The following is a 21053-nucleotide window of genomic DNA, read 5'->3' as shown; positions in this document are numbered from 1 at the left end:
CGCCTTACTTCTGCCGCGCCGCGATGGCCTTCTCGGCCTTGTCGACCAGCCCGGCGCCGATGGTGCCCTTCCACTTGGCGTAGACCGGCCGCGTGGCCTTCACGAAGGCGTCCCGCTCGGCCGGCGTGAGCTGGGTCACCGTCACGCCCATGCCGGCGATCTCCTTGAGCAGGGGCTTGTCGGCTTCGGTCAGGCCCTTGCGGGCCAGGGCGATTTCCTGCTTGCCCGCATCGATGGCGGCCTGACGCACGATGGCCTGGTCGGCGGGCGTCCAGCTGGCCCAGATCTCCTTGTTGACCACGAAGATCAGCGGGTCGGCCACGTAGCCCCAGGTGGTCACGTACTTCTGGCCCACGGTGTGCATCTTCAGCACCGTGAACAGGAACAGCGGGTTCTCCTGCCCGTCCACCGCGCCGCTGGCCAGTGCCGGCTGCGCATCGGCCCAGCTCATCTGCGTGGGGTTGGCGCCCAGGGCGCTGAAGGTGTCGGAATAGATGGGTGAACCCACCACGCGCAGCTTCATGCCCTTGAGGTCTTCGGGCGTCTTGATCGGGCGCTTGGAATTGGTCACCTCGCGGAAGCCGTTCTCGCCCCAGGCCAGCGGCACGACGCCGGCCTTGTCCAGGCGCGCGAAGATGTCCTTGCCCACCTCGCCCTGCGTCAGCGCGTCGATGGCCGCGTAGTCGGGCATCAGGAAGGGCATCGAGAAGAGGTTGAGCTCCTTCACCTGCGGCGACCAGTTGATGGTCGAGCCCACGGCCATGTCGATCACGCCCTGGCGCAGCGCGCTGAACTCGCGCGTCTGGTCGCCCTGGATCAGCGACACGCCGGGATAGAGCTTGATGTTGATGCGGCCCTGCGTGCGCTCCTTGACCATGTCCGCCCACAGCTTGCCGGCCATGCCCCAGGGCGTGGGCGGGCCCAGCACCAGGGACATCTTGTACTCGGCCTTGTAGGCGGCCTGCGCGACCGCGCCGGTCGAGAAGGTGGCCAGGGCCACGGCGGCGGCGGCCAGGCCGATGAGGCTGCGGCGGAAGGGTGAGGTCATGCTTCGTCTCCTTGGGTTGTCTTGTCGGTGCACGGGCTCAGTAGCCCAGTTGCTGCGGCAGCCACAGCGCCAGCTGCGGCCAGATGATCACGGCCACCATCACCAGGAACATGGCGAACAGCATCCAGCCCACCCAGCGCACGGTGGACTCCATGCGCACGCCGGCGATGCGGCAGGACACCATCAGGTTCACCGCCAGCGGCGGCGTGAACTGGCCCAGCGCCACCTTGAGCGTGAGCAGCACGCCGAACCACACCGGGTCCCACTTGTAGTGCTGCACGATGGGCCACAGCAGCGGCACGAAGATCAGGAAGATCGACACGCCGTCCAGGAACATGCCCACCGTGATCAGCATGAGGATGACCAGCGACAGCACGCCGTATTCGCCCAGCCCCGAATTGACGATGGCCTTGGCCACCGGGTCGATCACGCCCAGCGTCGAGAGCGAGTAGGCAAAGATCCCCGCCAGCGACACCACGATGAGGATCACGGCCGAGAGCTCGCCCGACTCGCGCAGGATGGGGAACAGGTCGCGGACCGTGATCGTGCGGTGGATCGCCATGCCCACGAAGAGGCCGTAGAACACGGCCACCACGGCCGCCTCGGTGGGTGTGAACCAGCCGGCGCGCATGCCGCCCAGGATCAGCACCGGCGCCGCCAGGCCCCACACCGCCTCGCGCAGGCTCTGCCAGAAGGGTGGGCGGGGCAGCGTGGCCTCCAGCGCGCCCATGTTGTGGCGCCGGGCCATCCACACCGCTGGCACGATCAGCGCCAGACCGGCCAGGATGCCCGGCACCATGCCGGCCGCGAACAGCGCCGGCACCGAGGCGCCCGGCACCAGCACCGAATACACGATGAAGGCCACCGAGGGCGGGATCAGGATGTCGGTGGCCGCCGCCGCGCCGACCACGCTGGCCGAATAGGCCGCCGGGTATCCGGCGCGCGACATGGCCGCGATCATCACGGCCCCCACGGCCGCGGCATTGGCGGGGCCCGAGCCCGAGATGCCGCCCAGGAACATGGCCACCACGATGGCCACCAGCGGCAGCATGCCGGGCCCGCGGCCCACGATGGCGATGGCGAAGTTCACCAGCCGTAGCGCCACGCCCGAACGGTCGAAGATGGAGCCCACCAGCACGAACATCGGAATCGCCAGCAGCGGGTACTTGCCCAGGCCCGCATAGAAGTTCTGGGGTACGGCCAACAGGCCGAACCACTGCGCGTCGGCATTGGCCAGCGCGATGCAGGCCGCGCCGGCCAAGCCCAGCGCCGCGCCGATCGGCACGCCGATCAGCATCATGGCCACGAAGCCGACGAAGAGCAGGGTGGCGATCATGCGTCGCTCCCTTCGCCATTGGCCGAGCGCCGGCCGCGGCGGATGAACAGGCCCACGGCGCGCAGCCCGATGCCGGTGCACACGATGGGCAGCCAGATCGAATACCACCACTGCGGCACGCCGATGCCGGGCGAGGTCTCCTCGAAGCGCCAGTCGTCCCACACCACGCGCACCGACAGCGCGGCGATCAGGAAGAACAGCAGTGCCACCATGGCCGCGCCGAACTGCGCGAGGCGCCGACGGCGGGTCAGGGAGCCGGCCTCGCTGAAGTATTCGATGCGGATGTGCCGGTCGCGCGCCACGGCGGCGCAGCCGCCCACCATGGCCAGCAGGATCATCAGGAAGACCGAGAACTCCTCGGTCCAGGCGAAGGAGGTGTCGGTGAAATAGCGCACCAGCACATTGGCGAAGGTGATGCAGGCCAGCAGGCCCATGATGACCACGGTGGCCCAGTCCTCGATGGCCAGCGGCACCTTCACGGGCTCGTCGGCAGCGGCGATGTCGGGGGGGAGGGGACTGGCGGCGTCCAGCTGGGCGCCGGGCTCGGGGGCGGAGGACATGGCGGGCGGGGGCGGCCAGGCCTTGCGCGGGCCGCACCGGGGGAGAAAAACGAGGTCGGATCGTAGGGGCCGACGTCCCTGGGGCCCATGGGGGCTTTCCATGAACGGCGCGGGCGACACGCACATTGGCGACAGTCGGGCCATGCCCCGCATTGCCCTCATCTCCGACACCCACAACCTGCTGCGTCCCGAAGCGCTCGAATGGCTGCATGGCAGCGACGCCATCGTGCATGCCGGCGACATCTGCGGCGCCGAGGTGCTGCAGACGCTGGACGCCATCGCGCCCACGCTGGCTGTGCGCGGCAACAACGACATCGGCCCCTGGGCCGAGGCGCTGCCCACGCGGCTGGACTGCGAGCTGCATGGCGTGCGGCTGTGCGTGGTTCACGACATCGCCGACCTGGTGGCCCAGCCGCCCGCCATCGGCACGCAGGTGGTGGTCACCGGCCATTCGCACAAGCCGCATGTGGAGATGCGCGGAACGGTGCTCTACGTGAACCCGGGCAGCGCCGGCCCGCGACGCTTCAAGCTGCCGGTGTCCGCGGCCGAGTTGCAGGTGCGAGAGGGGCGGGCTCAGGCGCGGGTCAAGATGCTGTTGGAGGTGTGAGGGTATTCGCAGCCTGCCGAAGCAAGATTGGTGCTTTGAGGCGGGGAGAGTCCAGTACGCCCGGCTCCTGACCGTGTGCGCTTCGGCCTGCCGCGGGACTAATACACATCTTCTAGGAAAAAAAGCGCGGGTTTGGTGCGTGGTCTCTCCCGCACGACCAGACGCCACTAACCTCCAGGTCGCTGTCGGCTGCCCACGCTAGGGGGCCGTTTGGGAGGCCCATCGAATGGTTTTGTCGTGGCGCATGACTTGGCACTTGCGCGCTTGTCTTGTGGCGTTCAGCGCCAGCTCTCGTACTGGGCCATCGCCTGCCCTGCTCTCTGAATGGGGCTCTGACGAGCCGCGTGCACGTGGCGTATTTCGCCGGTTGGCGAGCCTTCTGTTTTATTGCGATGGTGATTTGCTGCGGATGGCCATTGAGGTACGAGTTCGTCGCCTGATTGCGACCGCATGGGTACTGGCAACCGTGGGTCTGTTGACCGGATGTCAGTCATTGGTGCCCCAGGCGCGCACCGAATACAGCGCGGGTATCACGGGCTACAACTTCACGAGCGAGGGCGTCCAGAGCTTCTATGTGCAAGGCATGCGGGGTTCGAACCTGCCGCCCTATGGTGGAGGTGGGGCGACTTCATGCTGCGTGCAATTGCCGTGGCAATGGACGCCGGACCTGAAGGTGAAGGTGGATTGGACGATCGGCCACTACACGCGGCCGTGGGAGCAGAGAAAGGACATGAGCATCGAGCAAGAGAGGGCGTGCTGCTGGACGCAGCGCACCCTGAGCAAAGTTGTGCCGATTCAGCCTTATGAAGCAGAAGGCGGGCGGCTGCAGGTGCTCTTCCTCCCTAACGATGAAATCGAGGTGTGGGTCTCCATGTGGGCTCTTGGTGCACCTCAGCACCCGTCCAGGAGGACCTATCCCACACGACCCTCTCAGAGCGATTAACTCCGCTCTTATGTCATTGCTGGGGGCGACCCCTCGAATAGCAGGAGCTTCGATGGTTGTGTCAAAACCTTCGTCCTGCCTGGCCGGTCAATTCGCTCTTGACTTTGCAGTTGGACCTCAGTCGCCAACGGCTTTTGCGGTCGCGTGGTTCCAACGAGCAGATCACGGGGGCGCGCGGGGCCTTTTGGCGGACCTGCGTTGGCGCGCCACGGTTCTGGTGCTTGCGGTTTTGTTTTTCGGCTTGCTCACCGCCTGTCGGCCGTTAGTGACGCCGGAGCCCGCTAACTACAACTCGGGTATCACAGGCTACAACTTCACGAGCGAGGGCGTCCAGAGCTTCTATGTGCAAGGCATGCGGGGTTCGAACCTGCCGCCCTATGGCGGAGGTGGAGCGACTTCATGCTGCGTGCAGTTGCCGCATCAATGGACGCCGGACCTGAAAGTGAAGGTGGATTGGACGATCGGCCACTACACGCGGCCGTGGGAGCAGAGAAAGGACATGAGCATCGAGCAAGAGAGGGCGTGCTGCTGGACGCAGCGCACGCTGAGCAAGGTTGTGCCGATTCAGCCTTACGGCGCAGAGGGTGGCGGCTTGCAGGTGTTCTTCCTGCCGGACGACCAGCTTGAAGTCTGGGTGTTCGATGCAGGTCCACAGAATCCCCAACATCCTTCCGGCAGGAGCTATCCGAGGCGACCTGCGCACAGCGATTGATCCCGCTTTAGCTCGGAACGCGATCTGCACTTCTCAACTACACGAGCCTGTATGTCTGTCACACCTCTGCCCCTTGCCCAGCCAGCCGATCAACCCTTGAATGTGCAGAGGGGCCTCCATCGCAAATGGCGTTCCCTGCCGCGTGGCTCCACCGATCAGATCCACATGTGCGGGTGCAGCCTTTGGGTACATCTGTGGCGGCGTGCCTCGGTTCTAGTGCTTGCGTTCTTGTCTGTTGGCTTGCTCACTGGCTGTCAGTCATTAGTGACGCCAGCGTCAGCAACTTACGAGTCGAGTGTGTCCGGCTACAACTTCACGAGCGAAGGCGTTCAGGCGTTTTATGTGAATGGTCAATGGGGTTCCAACCTCGCACCTTATGTTGGCGGTGGAGTGGTCTGTTGCGTCCGGCTTCCTATGAAATGGACGCCGGACCTGAAGGTGAAGGTGGACTGGACGATCGGCCACTACACGCGGCCGTGGGAGCAGAGAAAGGACATGAGCATCGAGCAAGAGAGGGCGTGCTGCTGGACGCAGCGCACCCTGAGCAAGGTTGTGCCGATTCAGCCTTATGGCGCTGAGGGTGGCGGGTTGCAGGTGTTCTTCCTGCCTGATGACGAGATTGAAATTTGGGTTAGCGAGTGGGACCTAGGGGCCGATCAGCATCCCTCTGGCAGGCGCTATCCGAGGCGACCTGCGCACAGCGATTGATCCCGCTTTAGCTCGGAACGCGATCTTCACTTCTCAACAACACGAGCCTGTATGTCTGTCACACCTCTGCCTCTCGCCCAGCCAGCCGATCGACCCTTGACTGTGCTGGAAACAATGAAGCGCATCGAGTCCATGCCGTATGCGCCGGATTTCACCAAGCGCCCTGATTGCTCCACGGTGATTCATGTGGGCATCTTCTTCGATGGCACCAACAACAACAAGCAGCGGGACCAGGTGGACGTTCTCGCGCAAACTGGCGATGCGAACAGGTGCAGTCACAGCAACGTTGTAGTGCTGCATGACGCCTTCAAACTTGACCCGGAGAACGGCTACTACCGGTTCTACATTCCGGGCGTGGGAACGCCTTGTCCTGAGGTCAATGAAAGAGCGGAAACGCCTTCCGGAAAATCGCAGGCCACAGGGGGCGATGCGCGCATCAACTGGGCGTTATTGCAGGTGCTGAATGCGATGCATCGCTCCCTAACTCGGCGGGTCATGTTTGAAAACAAGGATTTGACGCGTCACGCGACGACCTATCCCCTGCATGCCGGCCTTGTTCCCCACGCCAACATGGACGGCAAGCGATTGTTCTTTCAGGGCGCTCCCTCCTCGCCTCCCGGTGAGGGCAACTACCCCCCGACCGCCCCGCAGGTTGGAAAGCTGCAGCAGCTTCAGCGAGCCCTGGAGGACCAGGGGCCGCAACGTCGCCTTGCACAAGTCAACCTGCATGTGTTCGGCTTCTCGCGTGGTGCCGCGCAGGCGCGAGCCTTCTGCCACTTCGTTCACCATATCCTGCTGCAGTCCACACCACAGGGCTACACCCTCGCAGGGGTGCCATTGCGCATTGCCTTTCTCGGTCTTTTCGACACCGTCGCCTCCGTGGGGCTGGCGGACTCGTCGCCTTTCTGGCGCGGCCTAGGGGGGTGGGCGAACGGCACGCTGGCCGTTCCGCCGAGCGTGGCGCGGACAGTGCACCTTTGCGCCGCGCACGAGATTCGCATGAACTTTCCGCTCTCCACGGCGCGCGAGGGCGAGGTCTATCCCTCGAACTGCATCGAGCGCGTCTATCCCGGGGCGCATTCGAACGTCGGCGGGGGTTACGACCCGGGCTGCCAGGGCAAGGCGAGTGGATCTCGCGCCAAGCTGCTGTCCCAGGTTCCTCTGCTCGACATGTATCGTCAGGCCATCCTGTCGAGCGTGCCCCTGCAATCAGTCCGGCAGTTGCGCCAGACGGCCAACGGCGATGCCGTGGCCGCAGACCTTGAAGTTCACCCGGATTGCCTGTCGCTCTTCAATGCCTATCGTGCCTATACCGCGGAGGTGAATGGCAGCGTGGAAGATCAATTGAGGGCCCACATGCGCATCTACTGGCGTTGGCGACTGCAGTACATGGGAGCTATCGACCACTTGCCAAGTTATCAGCAGGCAGGCGCTCAAGACAAGATCGACATGTGGGAGAGCGAAGGCGATTTCACCTCGGATGTCTTCAAGGCACTGGCTGCCGAGCGGCTCGAGGCGGACCCGCCGCCAGATAACGGCCGGCCTCTACCGCGTATGTTGCCCGAGCAGCGGGACTTTCTGAAGGTGAGGGCAGACATGCTGCAGCGCCGCGATCGGCCCCTACCACCGGATATCTGCCGATTTTTCGATGAGATGGTGCACGATTCGCATGCGTCCTTCTACATGCTCGGGCCTCTGACGCAAGCGGACCGTCGTGAAAAGATCGCGCAGGTGGCGCGGAAGGTCGACAGTGCCCAGCATCGCCTGCAGGAGCTGGTCAAGCAGGGCCGCATGGCACTGACGCCTGAGCAGATCGAGGCGGCGGCTGTCGAGTCGCTCTCCCAGCTCGAATTGCGTATTCACGCCTACCAGCAGGAACATCCCGGCGAGTACCCCCTGGTCAAGGATGCCGACCGCAAGCAATTGCTCGCAATGGAAGACCTGGTGACCAGCGGCGCGGTGCGCCTGGTCACCAACGATACGCGTCGTGAGCTCGGCGGGCATGTGCGCTATCGGCGGGTGTTCGACAGAAGCTGACTGATGCCCGTGCGGCGATGCTTGCGTGCCGAGACGACGCCTTGCAGCGCTACCGGAAGCCGGTCACTTGTGCGTGCTGCAGGGCCAGTTTCACGCCAGCCCCCGGCTCTTCCGCCAGCCCCTGACCCACCGCGCCCTGGCGTCTACCGCTGCGCGACGCCCGCCTGCGCCAGCATCGCATGCAGCAGCACGTTGCAGCCGGCGGCCAGGTGCTCGGGGCGCGCGTCCTCGATCTCGTTGTGCGAGATGCCGTCCTTGCAGGGCACGAAGATCATGGCGGCCGGCGCCACGCGGGCGACGTAGACCGCGTCGTGGCCGGCGCCGCTCACGATGTCCTGGTGCGGCAGGCCGGCGCGTTCGGCGCCCTCGCGCACGGCCGCCACCAGTTGGGGCGTGAACTGCACGGGCGGGAAGTACACGGTCTGTTCCACCGACACGCTCACGCGCCCCTCGGCCTGCAGCGCGGCGCAGGCGGCGCGCAGGCGTGCGTCCATGCGGCTCAGGCCTTCATCGTCGCCATGGCGCAGGTCCACCGTGAAGGTCACGCGGCCGGGAATGACGTTGCGCGAGTTGGGGTGCACCTGCACATAGCCCACGGTGCCGCGGCCGTGCGGCTGCTCCTCCATGGCGATGGCGACCACCTCCTGCATCAGGCCGGTGGCGGCCTGCAGCGCGTCACGGCGCAGGCGCATGGGGGTGGGGCCGGCATGGGCCTCCTGGCCGGTCACGATCACGTCGTACCAGCGCTGGCCCAGCGCGCCGGTGACCACGCCCAGCGGCACATCGGCGTCTTCGAGCACCGGGCCCTGCTCGATGTGGGCCTCGAAGTAGGCGCCGAAGCGCGGCGCGCCGGCGCTCACGGCGGCCGGTGCCGGTCCGGCGAAGCCGGTGGACGCCAGGGCCTGGGCCACGGAGATGCCGTCGCGGTCACAAGCCGACAGCGCATGGTCGAGCGTGAAGGCATCGGCATACACGCCCGAGCCCATCATCACGGGGACGAAACGCGAGCCTTCCTCGTTGGTCCACACGCACACCTCCAGCGGCGCCACGGTGCGGATGCCGGCATCCTGCAGCGTGCGCAGCACCTCCAGCCCGGCCAGCACGCCATAGTTGCCGTCGAACTTGCCGCCCGTGGGCTGCGTGTCGATGTGGCTGCCGGTGGCCACGGCGGGCCGCGTGGGGTCGCTGCCTTCGCGGCGCACGAAGAGGTTGCCGATGGCATCGACGCGCACGCTGCAGCCCAGCTCCTGCGCCCAGCGCAGGAAGAGCTGGCGGCCCTGCCGGTCGAGGTCGGTGAGAGCCAGGCGGCAGACGCCGCCCTTGTCGGTGGCGCCGATGCGCGCCAGCGTCATCAGCGATTGCCAGAGGCGTTCGCCGTCGATGGCGAGCGGGCGGTCCAGGGTCGGGGTGGCGGTGGTCATGGTGGTTCGGTGGGGCCGCAGGCGTGCTCAGCGTGCGGACAGTTGTTCGGCCAGCGCAACGAGGCTGCGGTCGCTGCCGGCCGGACCCAGCAGCGACAGGCCCAGCGGCGCATCGTCTCGCCGCGCGAGCGGCAGCGACAGCTGCGGGAATCCCGCAAGGCCGGCCAGGCACAGCAGGCGGATCGCGCGGTTGCGGTAGTCCTCCAGCGCCGCGTCGGGGTCGCTGCGCAGCGGCGCGATGTCGGGCATGCAGGGCATCACCAGCACGCCGTCCTCGCCCAGCAGCGCGGCCAGGTGGGCGCGGAAGCGGGTGCGGAAGGCCTGGGCCTCGGCCACCTGCGCATCGGTCACGGCGCGCGAGAAGGCGAAGCGCTCCTTCACGCCCGGGCCCAGGGGCGGGGCAAAGCGTTCGATCAGTGGGCCGTCGGTCATCCAGGCTTCGCGGCCCTGGATGTGGCGGAAGTGCCAGTACATGGCGTCGAAGCTCTCCAGCGCGGCGTCGACCGGCGCGGCGGTGCCGAAGACCTTTTCCACCTGCGCCGTTGCCGGCTGCAGCGCTTCGGCGGCTTCGGGCGTGGCCAGCGCCCAGACGTCGGTGGGCCGCAGCAGGCGGGGCGCGGCGGGCAGCGGGGCCGCGTCGTCGCCGAGCAGCACGTCGGCCACGCGGGCGAAGGTGCCGATGTCGCGCGCGAACCAGCCACAGGTGTCCAGGCTGGGGGCGAGGTCCAGCGCGCCTTCCAGGCTGACACGGCCGTGGGTGGGGCGAAGGCCGACCAGGCCGCAATGATTGGCCGGGGCGCGCACCGAGCCGCCGGTGTCGGTGCCCAGCGCGAAGTCGCACAGGCCGTTGGACACGGCGGAGGCCGAGCCTGATGACGAGCCGCCGCTGATGCGCCCCGGCACCGCGCCGTTGACCGGCGCGCCGAAATGCGCGTTGTCACCGTTCATCGAGAAGGCGAGTTCGTCGGTCACCGTCTTGCCGGCCAAGGCCGCGCCGGCATCGAGCAGCTTCTGCACCGTGGGTGCGGTGCGGGTCTTGATGCCCGACATCGCCAGCACGATGGGGCTGCCGCCGCCGGTGGGGTAGCCCGCGACGTCGAACAGGTCCTTCACCCCGAAGGTCAGGCCCGCCAGCGGCCCGGTGGCGGCATGCGGCACCGGCGTGTCGGGGTAGGGAACGAAGGCGTGGGCGGGATCGTGCAGGGGCATGGAAGACGCGAGGGTTCAGGCGAGTGCGGGCGCGAGGCCGGCGGTCTCGTCGGTGCGGTTGCAGCGGGCGCGGTGGCCCGGGTCGAACTGGACGACGCGCGGCTGGCCGTCCAGGCAGGCCTCGGTGGCCAGCGTGCAGCGGGGCGCGAAGGCGCAGCCCGGCGGCAATGCGGCCAGGTCTGGCGGTGCGCCGGCGATGGTGCCCAGCGGCGTGCCGCGGTCCATGGCGCCATGGGCCCGGCTGCGCAGCAGGGCGATGGTGTAGGGGTGGCGCGGCCGGTGGATCAGCTCGCGCGCCGTGCCTTCCTCCACGATGCGGCCGGCATACATCACGGCGATGCGGTCGGCCACCTCGACGGCGGCGCCGATGTCGTGGGTGACGAAGATGGCGGCCAGGCCCAGGTCGCGCTGCAGCTCGCGCAGCAGCAGCAGGATCTGGATCTGCACCGTGGCGTCGAGTGCGGTGGTGGGCTCGTCGGCCAGCAGCAGCTGCGGGTTGCAGGCCAGGGCCAGCGCGATCATGGCGCGCTGGCGCATGCCGCCGGACATCTCGTGTGGATAGGCGGCCAGCCGCCGCTCGGGGCTGGGGATGCGCACGCGCTCGAACAGGGCCAGCGCACGCGCATGGGCGGCGGCCTTGTCCAGACCTTCGTGACGGCGCAGCGATTCGACGATCTGCGCGCCGACGGGGTAGACCGGGTCGAGCGCCAGCAGGGGCTCCTGGAAGATCATCGACGCCACCTTGCCGCGGTACGCCGACAGTTCGCGGCCCGACATGGCCAGCACGTCGCGCCCTGCCACCTGCACCTGGCCGCCGATGCGGGTGCGCCGCTCGGGATGAAGGCGCAGCAGCGTGCGCAGCGTGACGCTCTTGCCCGAGCCCGACTCGCCGATCAGCGCCACCACCTCGCCGCGGCGCACCTCCAGGCTCACGCCGCTGACGGCCTGCACCGGCTTGCGGCCGCCGGTGAAGGTGACGCTCAGGTCGTGCACGCGGACGAGCGGATGCTGGGTGTCTTGGAGGTCGGTCATGGAACTCATTGGCTTCATGCAGCCAGTGCCGGCGCCAGCGGATGGCCGCTGCCGGCTTCGTGCACCAGACAACGCGCGACGCGCAGCGGCGCCACCGGCAGCAGCACGGGCGCGCGCTGGCTGCACACGGGCGCGGCATGGGCGCAGCGCGGATGGAAGCGGCAACCCGAGGGCGGGTCGATGGGATTGGGCGGGTCGCCGGCCAGCGGCGCCTCCTCGGTGCGGCGGTCCGGGTCCATGGAGGGCATGGAGGACAGCAGCGCCTGCGTGTACGGGTGTGCCGGCTCATCGTAGAGCGCATCGGCCGGGCCGACCTCGGCCACCTGGCCCAGGTACATCACCATCACGCGGTCGCTCATGTAGCGCACCACGTGCAGGTCGTGGCTGATGAAGACATAGGTGAGGCCGAACTCGGCCTTGAGCTGCTGCAGCAGGTTGATGACTTGCGCCTCCACCGACTTGTCCAGCGCCGAGACGGCCTCGTCCAGGATCACCAGCCGCGGCTGCAGCGCCAGCGCGCGGGCGATGTTGACCCGCTGGCGCTGCCCGCCCGACAGCTCATGCGGCCAGCGCTCGGCAAAGCGCGAGGGCTCCAGCCCCACGCGGGCCAGCAGGTCGCGGGCGCGCTCCACCGCCTCGCGTCGGCGCACGCCGTGCACCTGCGGGCCGAAGGCGATGGAGTCCTCGATGGTCAGCCGCGGATTGAGCGAGGCATAGCTGTCCTGGAACACCATCTGCACCTGGCGCCGGAAGTCCTTGAGCGGCAGGTCGCGCGAGCCGACCACGCGTCCGTCGAACACCACCTCGCCGGCCGTCGGCGCGATCAGGTGCATCAGCAGCCGGGCCGTGGTGCTCTTGCCGCAGCCGGATTCGCCCACCACGCCCAGCGTCTCGCCCTTGAGGACCTCGAAGTCCACCCCGTCCACCGCGCGCACCACGCCGCCCGCGCGGCCCAGCAGGTCCTTTTTGAGCGGGAAGTGCTTCTGCAGCCCGCGGATGGTGAGCAGCGGCTGCGCCGGGCCGCCCACGTCGTCGTCGTGCATCGTCATGCCTTGTTGTCCATGGCGGAGCGCAGCCCGTCGGAAAGGAGGTTGAAGGCGATGGAGGTGATGAAGATCATCACGCCCGGCAGCGCCGCCACCAGCGGCTGGGTGTAGATGGCGGTGCGCAGCGTGTTGAGCATCAGGCCCCACTCGGGCTCCGGCGGCTTCACGCCCAGGCCCAGGAAGGACAGGCCCGAGGCCAGGATCATCGACACCGCCACCAGGCTGGTGGCGTACACGAAGATGGGCCCGAGCACATTGCCCAGCACATGCACCCGCACGATGGTGAAGCCGCTGGCGCCCGAGGCGCGCGCCGCCTCCACGTAGTCGCGGCCGCGCACCTGCGTGGTCACCGACTCGGCGACGCGCGCGATCTGCGGGATGAACACGATGGTCAGGGAGATCAGCGAGTTGGTGATGCCCGCGCCCAGCGTGCCCGACAGTGCGATGGCCAGCAGCACCGAGGGAAAGGCATAGAACACGTCGATGGTGCGCATGATGGCCGTGTTGACCAGCCCGCCCGCATAGCCGGCCAGGATGCCGATGCCCGAGCCGACCACGAACGCGCACAGCACCGGCGCGATGCCCATGAACAGCGACAGCCGCGCGCCCACGATCAGGCGCGACAGCAGGTCGCGGCCCAGCTCGTCGCTGCCCAGCGGCAGGCCGGGCGTGCCGACCGGCTTGAGGCGCTTGAACATCGAGGACTGGTACGGGTCGGCCGGCGCGAGCCAGGGGCCGAAGATCGCCATCAGCACCAGAAGCAGCACCACGATGGCGGCGGCCATGGCCACCGGGTCGCGCACGAAGCGCGCACCCACCGAGGCCCAGTAGCCGCGCGTGCGCTGCGCCGGCAGCGGCTGCACGTCGGTGGCAGAGGAAAGAACGGCGGACATCGATCAGCTCCGGGCGATGCGCGGGTCGAGCAGCGTCTGCAGCACGTCCACCGCCAGGTTGAGCAGCACGAAGAACAGCGCCAGCACCAGGATCGTGCCCTGCAGCAGCGGCAGGTCGCGCTGGAAGATCGCGGTGTTGAGCAGGAAGCCCGTGCCGGGCCAGGAGAACACCGTCTCGATCAGGATCGAGCCGCCCAGCAGGTAGCCCAGCTGCAGGCCCATCACCGCCAGCGCGGTGGGCGCTGCGTTCTTGACCACATGGCGGAAGACGCCCAACTGCGTCAGCCCCTTGGCCTTGAGGCCGACGATGAATTCCTGCGCCAGCAGCTCGGCCACCAGCGCCCGCACCGTGCGCGCGATGATGCCCATGGGGATCACCGACATGGTCAGCGCCGGCAGCAGCATGAACTGCACATGGGCCCAGTCCCAGGCCCACTGGTCCGAGCCGCCCGGGCCGGCGCCGGTCGCGGGCAGCCACATCAGCTGCGACGAGAACACGATCACCATCACCATGCCCAGCCAGTAGTGCGGCGTGCTCACGCCCAGCACCGAGAGCAGCGAGGCCAGGCGGTCGATGACGGAGTTGCGGAAGTAGCCGGCGACGAAGCCGAACAGCGAGCCGAGCAGGAAGCCGATGGCCGTGGCCAGCACCGCCAGCCGCAGCGTGTTGACCACGGCGCGCAGCACCTCGCCCGCCACCGGTCGGCTGGTGCCGATGGACAGGCCCAGGTCGCCATGCAGCGCCCGCCACACCCAGCGCACGAACTGCTCGGGCAGCGGCCGGTCGAAGCCGTAGACCGAGCGCAGCTGCGCCTGCAGCTCGGCCGAAGCATCGGCCGGCAGCACCGACACCAGCGGATCGCCCGGTGCGATGTGCACCAGGGCGAAGCACACCAGCGTCACGCCCAGCATGATGGGCACGGTGTAGAGGATGCGTCGGAGCAGGTAGGCGAGCATGGCGGGTTCGTTCAGGCCGTCTCGGTGAAGCGGCTGCGGGCCGTCACTGCATCTTCATCGTCGCGATGTCGATGAACCAGCTCTTGGGTTGCACCACGTTCTGCACCTTGGGCGAAATGGCACGCGGGCCCACGTCGTGCGCGACGAAGAGGAAGGGCGCCTCGTCCACCACGCGGGCATGCAACTCGGCCAGGGCGGCGTCGCGCGACTTGTCGTCGAAGCTGGTGCGGGCCTTCTCGACCAGGGCGTCGGTCTTGGGATCGCTGTAGTAGCCCCAGTTCTGCGCCACCGGCGGCTGCGCCTTGGTGCTCACGAAGCGCACCATGGCGAAGAAGGGGTCCATGGTGGCGGCGCTCACGTTGGTGGCATGGGCACCGTGTGCGCCCGGGTCCTTGGCGCCCAGGCGCCAGCCGGAGAACAGCGTATTCCACTCCACCACGTCGAAGTCGACGTCGAAATAACAGTCCTTCAGGTTCTGCTGGATGAACTCGTTCATGGGCAGCGGCTGCATCTGGCCCGAGCCCGAGGCCGAGGTCTGCACCTTCACCTTTGCCGGCTTGGCGGCCGAGTAGCCGGCCTGTTGCATCAGCTTCTGGCCGGCGGGCACGTCGTACTTGATCTGGAAGGTGGGGTGGCCGCGCCACGGATCGCCCGGCTCGGCGATGCCGGTGGCCTCGACCATCATGCCGCCCAGCAACTCCTTGAGCGCGGCGCGGTTGAGGCACAGGTTGGCGGCCTGGCGCACCTTCAGGTCCTTGAAGGGCGAATCGGGCAGCAGCGAGAACTGCCAGGGCCACAGGTGCGGCTGCAGGTTGGAATACACCTTGAAGCCGCGCTGCTTGATGGTGGCCAGCGCATCGGGCGCGGGCGCCTCGATCCAGTCCACCTGGCCCGACAGCAGCGCGGCGGTGCGCGAGTTGGCCTCGGGCAGCGGCAGCAGCACCACGCGGTCGATCTGCGGGCGGCGGGCGGCGTCCCAGTACTCGGGGTTCTTTACCATCTCCAGCCGTTCGCGTGGTACGAACTTCGAGGCCTTGAAGGGGCCGGTGCCCGACGGGTCGGCGGCGAAGGCGGTCCAGGCCTGCTTGGCGCGCTCGGCCTTGTCGGTCACGCTGGCGGGTACGGCATCGAACTTCTTCTGCCAATGGGCCGGCGAGGCCATGAACAGATTGGTGAGGTTGATCGGCAGGAAGGAATCCGGCTCGCTGGTGGTCAGCTCCACCGTCAGGTCGTCGACCTTGCGGGCGGTGCGCAGTGTCGGCATGCGCGAGGCGGTGACGCCGATCTGGGCCGGGTCGTACTGCGGTGCGGCCTTGTCCAGCACCTTGCCCACGTTCCACACCACGGCGTCGGCATTGAAGGGCGTGCCGTCGTGGAACTTGACGCCGGGGCGCAGCTTGAAGAGCCACTTGGTCTTGTCCTTGGCGTCCACCGCCCACGACACGGCCAGGTCGGGGATCACCACGCTGGGCTTGGTGGCCGAGCTCAGGTCCCACTGCGTGAGGCTGTCGTACATGGGGATGCCGGTGAAGCGGTTGCCTTCGTAGCCCTGGTCGGGCTGGCCCGAGGTGCGCGGGATGTCGGCAGCCGTCATGGCGATGCGCAGCACCTTCTCCTGCGCGTGTGCAGTGCCCAGACCCAGGGCAAGGGTGACGGCCAGCGCGCTGGCGCGCAGTGCGGAGACACGGAAGGACGGACGGGCGGGGCAGGGCATGGAGCGGCCTCGGAAGATGGAAGATGCCCTGGTATTGCAAAGCGCGTGCCTGCCACGCGTGAATCGGTAATAGCTATTTTTGTATCGATAGTCGATATGTGCCGTCGTCCCGGTGCATGGCCGCACCGCGGCGGGTGCGTGATGGGCGGGTGTGGTGCGCGAGGCTCAATGCGGCAGCGCGCTGGCAATGGCGCGTGCGCACTCGATCACCATGGGCGCCAGCTTCTTCTGCGCCGCCTCCAGCGTCCAGCGGCTGGTGGGCGGCGAGACGTGCACGGCGCCATGCGGCCGGCCGCGCCGGTCCACGATGGGTGCGGCGATGCCCATGTCGCCGAGGAACAGTTCCTCGTCGTTGGTCGCATAGCCCAGCTTGCGGCAAGCCGCGATGCGCGCCTGGATGGCGGCGATGCCGGTCAGCGTGGCGGGCGTGCGGGCCACGCGCGTGGAGCCCTGCAGCAGCGCGCGCACCTGCTCATCGGGCAGGCAGCTCATCCACGCTCGGCCGCTGCTGGTGCAGTACATGGGAATACGCATGCCCACGGGGGTGAGCACCGGGATGAACTGCGTGGTCATGCGCTGCGCCACGTAGAGCATGTCGAAGTCCAGCGGTTCGGTCAGACTGGCCGTCTCGCCGCTGGCGCTGGCCAGCTGCGCCAGGTACGGATTGGCCGCCTGCACCAGCGGATGGCTGGCGATGTAGTTGAAGCCGATGTCCATGCTGCGCGCCAGCAGGCGAAAGCGCCGCGTCTGCCCGTCCTTGCCCACGTAGCCCAGCACCTGCAGCGTGTGCACCGTGCGCTGGGCCGAGGCGCGCGTCATGCCAGTGCGCTCGGCGATCTCGGCGAGCGTCATGGTGCGGTGCGCGGCGTCGAAGCTGCACAGCACCGCCAGGCCCTTTTCGAGCGACTGGTTGTAGAGCGGGTCGGCCGCATCGGCGGCCGGTGCGGCTGCGGCGGGGGTGTGGGGGCGTCGGGCGGGCGGTGCCATCGGGGCGGGGCGGAAAGGAACCATCGATTCTGCGCGAGGCAAGGCCCATGCCGGGCCCGATGGGACAATCCCGCGCCATGACCGACACCCTCACGATCACCCGACCCGATGACTGGCACCTGCATGTGCGCGACGGCGCCGCCCTGCGCGACGTGGTGCCGCACACCGCGCGCCAGATGGGCCGCGCGCTGATCATGCCCAACCTGCGCCCGCCGGTGACCACCGCCGAGCAGGCCCTGGCCTACCGCGACCGCATCCTGGCCGCCGTGCCCGCGGGCGAGCAGTTCGAGCCGGTGATGTCGCTCTACCTCACCGACAAGCTGCCGCCCGACGAGATCGCCCGCGCCGCCGCCGCGGGCGTGCGCGCCCTCAAGCTCTACCCGGCCGGCGCCACCACCAACAGCGATGCGGGCGTCACCGACATCCGCAAGACCTACGCCACGCTCGAGGCCATGCAGAAGCATGGCCTGCTGTTGCTGGTGCACGGCGAGGTGACCGATCCGGCCATCGACCTGTTCGACCGCGAGGCCGTCTTCATCGACCGCGTGCTGCGCCCGCTGCGCGCCGACTTCCCCGAACTGCGCATCGTCTTCGAGCACCTGACCACGCGCGAGGGTGCGCATTACGTGCGCGATGAAGGCGGTGCGCACACGGCCGCCACCATCACGGCCCACCACCTGCTCTACAACCGCAATGCCATCTTCACCGGTGGCATCCGGCCGCACTACTACTGCCTGCCCGTGCTCAAGCGCGAGGAGCATCGCCAGGCGCTGGTGCAGGCCGCCACCAGCGGCAGTCCGCGCTTCTTCCTGGGCACCGACAGCGCGCCGCACCCCGCCCACCTGAAGGAGCACGCCACCGGCTGCGCCGGCTGCTATACGGCGCTGTCTGCCATCGAGCTCTATGCCGAGGCCTTCGACAACGCCGGCGCGCTGGACAAGCTGGAAGGCTTCGCCAGCTTCCACGGCCCCGACTTCTACGGCATGCCGCGCAACACCGGCACCATCACCCTGCGCCGCGAGGCCTGGACGCTGCCCGAGACGGTGCCCTTCGGCGAGGCCACGCTCAAGCCGCTGCGCGGTGGCGAGACGGTCGGCTGGAGGCTGGCATGAGCACGGCGCCGCTGTCCGGCGGCAAGGTGATGCTGCTGGTCGACGCGGACAACGTGTCGGCCGACGTCATGGAGCAGGCCGTGCGCAGCGTCATGGCCGAGCATGGCCACCTGCATGTGCGCCGTGCCTACTGCACGGCTGAAGTGGCGCTCAAGCACCAGCAGCTTTTCAAGCGACTGTCGATGCGGCCCATGGTCAACCTCGCGGCCGGCAAGAACAGCACCGACATCGCGCTGGCGGTCGATGCGCTGGATCTTGTGCTCGCCGAGCGGCCGCAGGTGGTGTACCTGGTGTCCTCCGATTCGGACTTCGCGCCGCTGGTGCATCGTCTGCGCGAGAAGGGCTGCCGCGTCTGCGGTATTGGGCAGCAGGGCAAGACGGGCGAGGAGACGCGCGCGGCCTACGACCACTTCGTCGACCTGGTGCACAAGGGCGGCGAGCCGGCTGCCGTGCCCGCGCCCGGCCCGTCGACGACGCAGGCGCGTCCGCCTGCCGCGCGCAAGGCAGCGGCGAAGAAGTCTCCCGCCGCCAAGAAGACGTCGCACCGCGCTGCAGCCACGCTGGCGGCCGATCCTGCGCCTGCGCTGGCGGCTGCACCCGCACCGAACCCCGCGCCGACCCCGGCGCCGGCCAAGAAGAAGGCGACGGCTTCCCCCGCCGCCAAGAAGGTGCAGACGGGCGGCACCCGCACCCGCGGCGAGCGCCCGGTCGAAGCCGCACCGTTGGCCGAGGTGCAAAGCCCCGCCCGCAAGGCGACCTCCGGCCGCGAGGACGCCCTGGTGGACGCCGACGCCATCCTTGGCGCCGTGCCCGCGCTGCGCGGCGGCGCTGAGGTGGCGCTCAACGACGTGGCCCAGGCCCTGCGCGCCGCGCGGGTGCTGGGCAAGAACGCCAGTTCCATCAAGCTCTTCGACAAGCTTCCCGCGGACTTCCAGGTGCTGCACCACCCTGATCGCATCCGCTGGAAGGGCGCGGCCGGCCGTTGAACCCGCTGCCGGCCATCGACTGGACCCACCCGGGGCTGGCCTTCTGGCGCCGTTGGGGCCAGCCTGCGCAGGCCGGCGCCATGGGGACGGTGCACGAGGGGCTGCAGGCGGTGTCGGCCCCGCCCCAGCCCACCTTCGTGCCGCAGTCGGCGCTGCCGCCGGACGAGCCCTACGAAGCCTTCATCCACCGCACCGGCCGCGTGCCGACGCGCGACAACCTGCACGACTTCTTCAACGGCCTGGTCTGGCTGGCCTTTCCACAGGCCAAGCGCCAGATGAACCGGCTGCAGGCGGCGGAGATCGCGGCGCGCGGCATCGGCCCGGTGCGCGGCCGGTTGCGCGATGCCATCACGCTGTTCGACGAGCACGGCGCGGTGTTGCAGGCGCCGCCCGTCCTCTGGGCCGCCCTGCAGGCGCGCGACTGGCGCCGGGCCTTCGTCGACCTGCGGCCGCTGTGGACTGGGGCGCGCCTCACGGTCTTCGGCCATGCGCTGATGGAGAAGCTGGTCGCCGGCCAGAAGTCCGCCACGGCGCACCTGCTGCTGGGCCCGGACCCACACGATCCCTCGCTGCCCGCCGACGACGGATGCCTGTCCGACGCGCTGGCTGCCGACTGGCTCGCGCGCAAGCCCTTCACCCCGCTGCCGGTGGCCGGCGTCCCCGGCTGGCATCCCGGCAACGCGAACTTTTGCTTTTATGATGACTCGGAGGTCTTCCGACCTCGCCGCGCTGCAGACCCAGAACAACCCACAACGGTGCGGCATGCCGTGATGCTTGAAGCGGGCCGGGGGGCCCCCATCTTCACGGCGTCCCTTCCTCCCACGGAGAAACCGACTTGAAACGCATCTTCCTGTTCGTGCTCACGAACGTCCTGGTGGTCGCCGTGCTCGGCGTCGTCGCCAGCCTGCTGGGCGTCAACCGCTACCTGACGTCCAATGGTCTCAACCTCGGCGCGCTGCTCGGCTTCGCGCTCATCATGGGCTTCGGCGGCGCGATCATCTCGCTGCTGATCTCCAAGCCCATGGCCAAGATGAGCGCCGGCGTGCGCATCATCAACGAGCCCCAGTCGCCCGACGAGGCCTGGATCGTCGCCACCGTGCGCAAGTTCGCCGACCAGGCCGGCATCGGCATGCCCGAGGTCGGCATTTTCGAGGGCGAGCCCAACGCCTTCGCGACCGGCGCCTTCAAGAATTCGTCGCTGGTGGCCGTCTCCACCGGCCTGCTGCAGAACATGACGCGCGATGAGGTCGAGGCCGTCATCGGTCACGAGGTGGCGCACGTGGCCAACGGTGACATGGTGACGATGACGCTGATCCAGGGCGTGATGAACACCTTCGTTGTGTTCCTGTCGCGCGTGATCGGCTACTTCGTCGACAGCTTCCTGCGCCGCGGCGACGACCGCGAGAACAGCGGCCCCGGCATCGGCTACATGGTCACGACCATCGTGCTGGACATCGTGCTCGGCTTCGCCGCCGCCATGGTGGTGGCCTGGTTCTCGCGCCAGCGCGAGTTCCGCGCCGATGCCGGCGCCGCCAAGCTGATGGGCCGCAAGCAACCCATGATCAACGCCCTGGCCCGCCTGGGCGGCCTGCCCGCCGGCGAACTGCCCAAGGCGGTCGAGGCCATGGGCATCACCGGCAGCATCGGCAAGCTGTTCGCGACGCACCCGCCGATCGAGGAGCGCATCGCGGCGCTGCAGGCCTCGCAGCAGCAGGCTTGATCGCGGCGCGGCTGCACTGCGGCCG

20 protein-coding genes are annotated in these 21053 nt (G+C 68.4%); 9 read left to right on the top strand and 11 right to left on the bottom strand.

Annotated features, from left to right (window positions below):
- Positions 1-4: 4 nt before the first annotated feature.
- The 3 genes from DFR41_RS00710 to DFR41_RS00700 are packed head-to-tail and all read right to left on the bottom strand — an operon-like array spanning position 5 to position 2944.
- A complete protein-coding gene (locus DFR41_RS00710) occupies positions 5-1048 on the bottom strand; it encodes a DctP family TRAP transporter solute-binding subunit (RefSeq protein WP_017759522.1) in 1044 nt (347 codons plus the stop codon).
- A gap of 37 nt (positions 1049-1085) precedes the next feature.
- Complete coding sequence (locus DFR41_RS00705) at positions 1086-2384, bottom strand: TRAP transporter large permease (protein ID WP_114801359.1); 1299 nt, start codon at positions 2382-2384, stop codon at positions 1086-1088.
- Complete coding sequence (locus DFR41_RS00700; RefSeq protein WP_017759520.1) at positions 2381-2944, bottom strand: TRAP transporter small permease; 564 nt, start codon at positions 2942-2944, stop codon at positions 2381-2383. Before DFR41_RS00700 ends, DFR41_RS00705 begins: the two co-directional genes overlap by 4 nt.
- Positions 2945-3086: 142 nt before the next feature.
- Here DFR41_RS00700 and DFR41_RS00695 point away from each other — a divergent pair, with 142 nt between their 5' ends.
- From DFR41_RS00695 to DFR41_RS00675, 5 genes are all read left to right on the top strand, one after another.
- Positions 3087-3551, top strand: a complete 465-nt coding sequence (locus DFR41_RS00695) for a metallophosphoesterase family protein (RefSeq protein ID WP_043114676.1) — start codon at positions 3087-3089, stop codon at positions 3549-3551.
- Between the two features lie 367 nt (positions 3552-3918).
- A complete protein-coding gene (gene tli1a / locus DFR41_RS00690) occupies positions 3919-4494 on the top strand; it encodes a Tli1a family immunity protein (protein ID WP_244917609.1) in 576 nt (191 codons plus the stop codon).
- A 52-nt stretch (positions 4495-4546) separates the two neighbouring features.
- Positions 4547-5206 carry a Tli1a family immunity protein gene (tli1a, locus tag DFR41_RS00685; protein WP_170159293.1) on the top strand — a complete coding sequence of 220 codons (660 nt, stop codon included), beginning with the start codon at positions 4547-4549 and terminating at the stop codon, positions 5204-5206.
- Positions 5207-5257: 51 nt separating this feature from the next.
- The gene (tli1a, locus tag DFR41_RS28295) at positions 5258-5914 is read left to right on the top strand and encodes a Tli1a family immunity protein (RefSeq protein WP_114801357.1); all 657 of its coding nucleotides are present in this window, start codon (positions 5258-5260) and stop codon (positions 5912-5914) included.
- A gap of 102 nt (positions 5915-6016) precedes the next feature.
- Positions 6017-7951 (top strand): T6SS phospholipase effector Tle1-like catalytic domain-containing protein, encoded by a 1935-nt coding sequence (locus tag DFR41_RS00675; RefSeq protein ID WP_244917665.1) that lies wholly within the window; start codon positions 6017-6019, stop codon positions 7949-7951.
- Between the two features lie 143 nt (positions 7952-8094).
- On the opposite strand, the gene DFR41_RS00670 is transcribed toward DFR41_RS00675, so the two are convergent.
- The 8 genes from DFR41_RS00670 to DFR41_RS00635 all read right to left on the bottom strand — a co-directional run bounded on the left by DFR41_RS00670 (position 8095) and on the right by DFR41_RS00635 (position 17210).
- Positions 8095-9372 carry a Zn-dependent hydrolase gene (locus DFR41_RS00670; protein WP_114801355.1) on the bottom strand — a complete coding sequence of 426 codons (1278 nt, stop codon included), beginning with the start codon at positions 9370-9372 and terminating at the stop codon, positions 8095-8097.
- Positions 9373-9399: 27 nt separating this feature from the next.
- Complete coding sequence (locus DFR41_RS00665) at positions 9400-10581, bottom strand: amidase (RefSeq protein WP_114801354.1); 1182 nt, start codon at positions 10579-10581, stop codon at positions 9400-9402.
- 15 nt (positions 10582-10596) lie between these two features.
- Positions 10597-11613: an ABC transporter ATP-binding protein gene (locus DFR41_RS00660; protein ID WP_114801353.1), complete on the bottom strand. Its 1017-nt coding sequence runs from the start codon at positions 11611-11613 to the stop codon at positions 10597-10599.
- 14 nt (positions 11614-11627) lie between these two features.
- Complete coding sequence (locus tag DFR41_RS00655; RefSeq protein ID WP_211322534.1) at positions 11628-12662, bottom strand: ABC transporter ATP-binding protein; 1035 nt, start codon at positions 12660-12662, stop codon at positions 11628-11630.
- Positions 12659-13552, bottom strand: a complete 894-nt coding sequence (locus tag DFR41_RS00650; RefSeq protein WP_017756846.1) for an ABC transporter permease — start codon at positions 13550-13552, stop codon at positions 12659-12661. The genes DFR41_RS00655 and DFR41_RS00650 overlap by 4 nt, the downstream gene beginning before the upstream one ends.
- Positions 13553-13555: 3 nt before the next feature.
- Positions 13556-14509 carry an ABC transporter permease gene (locus DFR41_RS00645; protein WP_114801351.1) on the bottom strand — a complete coding sequence of 318 codons (954 nt, stop codon included), beginning with the start codon at positions 14507-14509 and terminating at the stop codon, positions 13556-13558.
- A gap of 43 nt (positions 14510-14552) precedes the next feature.
- Positions 14553-16223: an ABC transporter substrate-binding protein gene (locus tag DFR41_RS00640; protein WP_114801350.1), complete on the bottom strand. Its 1671-nt coding sequence runs from the start codon at positions 16221-16223 to the stop codon at positions 14553-14555.
- Between the two features lie 165 nt (positions 16224-16388).
- Complete coding sequence (locus tag DFR41_RS00635) at positions 16389-17210, bottom strand: IclR family transcriptional regulator (protein ID WP_017759202.1); 822 nt, start codon at positions 17208-17210, stop codon at positions 16389-16391.
- Between the two features lie 77 nt (positions 17211-17287).
- Here DFR41_RS00635 and pyrC point away from each other — a divergent pair, with 77 nt between their 5' ends.
- The 4 genes from pyrC to htpX are packed head-to-tail and all read left to right on the top strand — an operon-like array spanning position 17288 to position 21028.
- Positions 17288-18322, top strand: coding sequence for a dihydroorotase (gene pyrC, locus DFR41_RS00630; protein ID WP_114802124.1), 1035 nt, complete (start codon positions 17288-17290; stop codon positions 18320-18322).
- Positions 18319-19308, top strand: coding sequence for an NYN domain-containing protein (locus tag DFR41_RS00625; RefSeq protein WP_114801349.1), 990 nt, complete (start codon positions 18319-18321; stop codon positions 19306-19308). The genes pyrC and DFR41_RS00625 overlap by 4 nt, the downstream gene beginning before the upstream one ends.
- On the top strand, positions 19305-20147 hold the full coding sequence (locus DFR41_RS00620) for a DUF3025 domain-containing protein (RefSeq protein WP_244917608.1): 843 nt from the start codon (positions 19305-19307) through the stop codon (positions 20145-20147). The genes DFR41_RS00625 and DFR41_RS00620 overlap by 4 nt, the downstream gene beginning before the upstream one ends.
- Entirely contained in the window at positions 20144-21028 is an 885-nt protein-coding gene (htpX, locus tag DFR41_RS00615; RefSeq protein WP_114801348.1) for a protease HtpX, read from the top strand. Before DFR41_RS00620 ends, htpX begins: the two co-directional genes overlap by 4 nt.
- Positions 21029-21053 lie beyond the last annotated feature (25 nt).

Origin of the sequence: Pseudacidovorax intermedius, from assembly GCF_003350475.1 — a bacterium.
Lineage (GTDB): Bacteria > Pseudomonadota > Gammaproteobacteria > Burkholderiales > Burkholderiaceae_C > Xenophilus > Xenophilus intermedius.
The sequence above is the reverse complement of the archived record's forward strand: the minus strand, read 5'-3'. Positions and strand labels throughout refer to the sequence as shown.

Excerpts from the sequence above, each read along its gene's own strand:
- DFR41_RS00710 (WP_017759522.1), bottom strand. The coding sequence starts at position 1,048 with ATGACCTCACCCTTCCGCCGCAGCCTCATCGGCCTGGCCGCCGCCGCC.
- DFR41_RS00705 (WP_114801359.1), bottom strand. The coding sequence starts at position 2,384 with ATGATCGCCACCCTGCTCTTCGTCGGCTTCGTGGCCATGATGCTGATC.
- DFR41_RS00700 (WP_017759520.1), bottom strand. The coding sequence starts at position 2,944 with ATGTCCTCCGCCCCCGAGCCCGGCGCCCAGCTGGACGCCGCCAGTCCC.
- DFR41_RS00695 (WP_043114676.1), top strand. The coding sequence starts at position 3,087 with ATGCCCCGCATTGCCCTCATCTCCGACACCCACAACCTGCTGCGTCCC.
- tli1a (WP_170159293.1), top strand. The coding sequence starts at position 4,547 with ATGGTTGTGTCAAAACCTTCGTCCTGCCTGGCCGGTCAATTCGCTCTT.
- tli1a (WP_114801357.1), top strand. The coding sequence starts at position 5,258 with ATGTCTGTCACACCTCTGCCCCTTGCCCAGCCAGCCGATCAACCCTTG.
- DFR41_RS00670 (WP_114801355.1), bottom strand. The coding sequence starts at position 9,372 with ATGACCACCGCCACCCCGACCCTGGACCGCCCGCTCGCCATCGACGGC.
- DFR41_RS00665 (WP_114801354.1), bottom strand. The coding sequence starts at position 10,581 with ATGCCCCTGCACGATCCCGCCCACGCCTTCGTTCCCTACCCCGACACG.
- DFR41_RS00660 (WP_114801353.1), bottom strand. The coding sequence starts at position 11,613 with ATGACCGACCTCCAAGACACCCAGCATCCGCTCGTCCGCGTGCACGAC.
- DFR41_RS00655 (WP_211322534.1), bottom strand. The coding sequence starts at position 12,662 with ATGACGATGCACGACGACGACGTGGGCGGCCCGGCGCAGCCGCTGCTC.
- DFR41_RS00650 (WP_017756846.1), bottom strand. The coding sequence starts at position 13,552 with ATGTCCGCCGTTCTTTCCTCTGCCACCGACGTGCAGCCGCTGCCGGCG.
- DFR41_RS00645 (WP_114801351.1), bottom strand. The coding sequence starts at position 14,509 with ATGCTCGCCTACCTGCTCCGACGCATCCTCTACACCGTGCCCATCATG.
- DFR41_RS00640 (WP_114801350.1), bottom strand. The coding sequence starts at position 16,223 with ATGCCCTGCCCCGCCCGTCCGTCCTTCCGTGTCTCCGCACTGCGCGCC.
- DFR41_RS00635 (WP_017759202.1), bottom strand. The coding sequence starts at position 17,210 with ATGGCACCGCCCGCCCGACGCCCCCACACCCCCGCCGCAGCCGCACCG.
- pyrC (WP_114802124.1), top strand. The coding sequence starts at position 17,288 with ATGACCGACACCCTCACGATCACCCGACCCGATGACTGGCACCTGCAT.
- DFR41_RS00625 (WP_114801349.1), top strand. The coding sequence starts at position 18,319 with ATGAGCACGGCGCCGCTGTCCGGCGGCAAGGTGATGCTGCTGGTCGAC.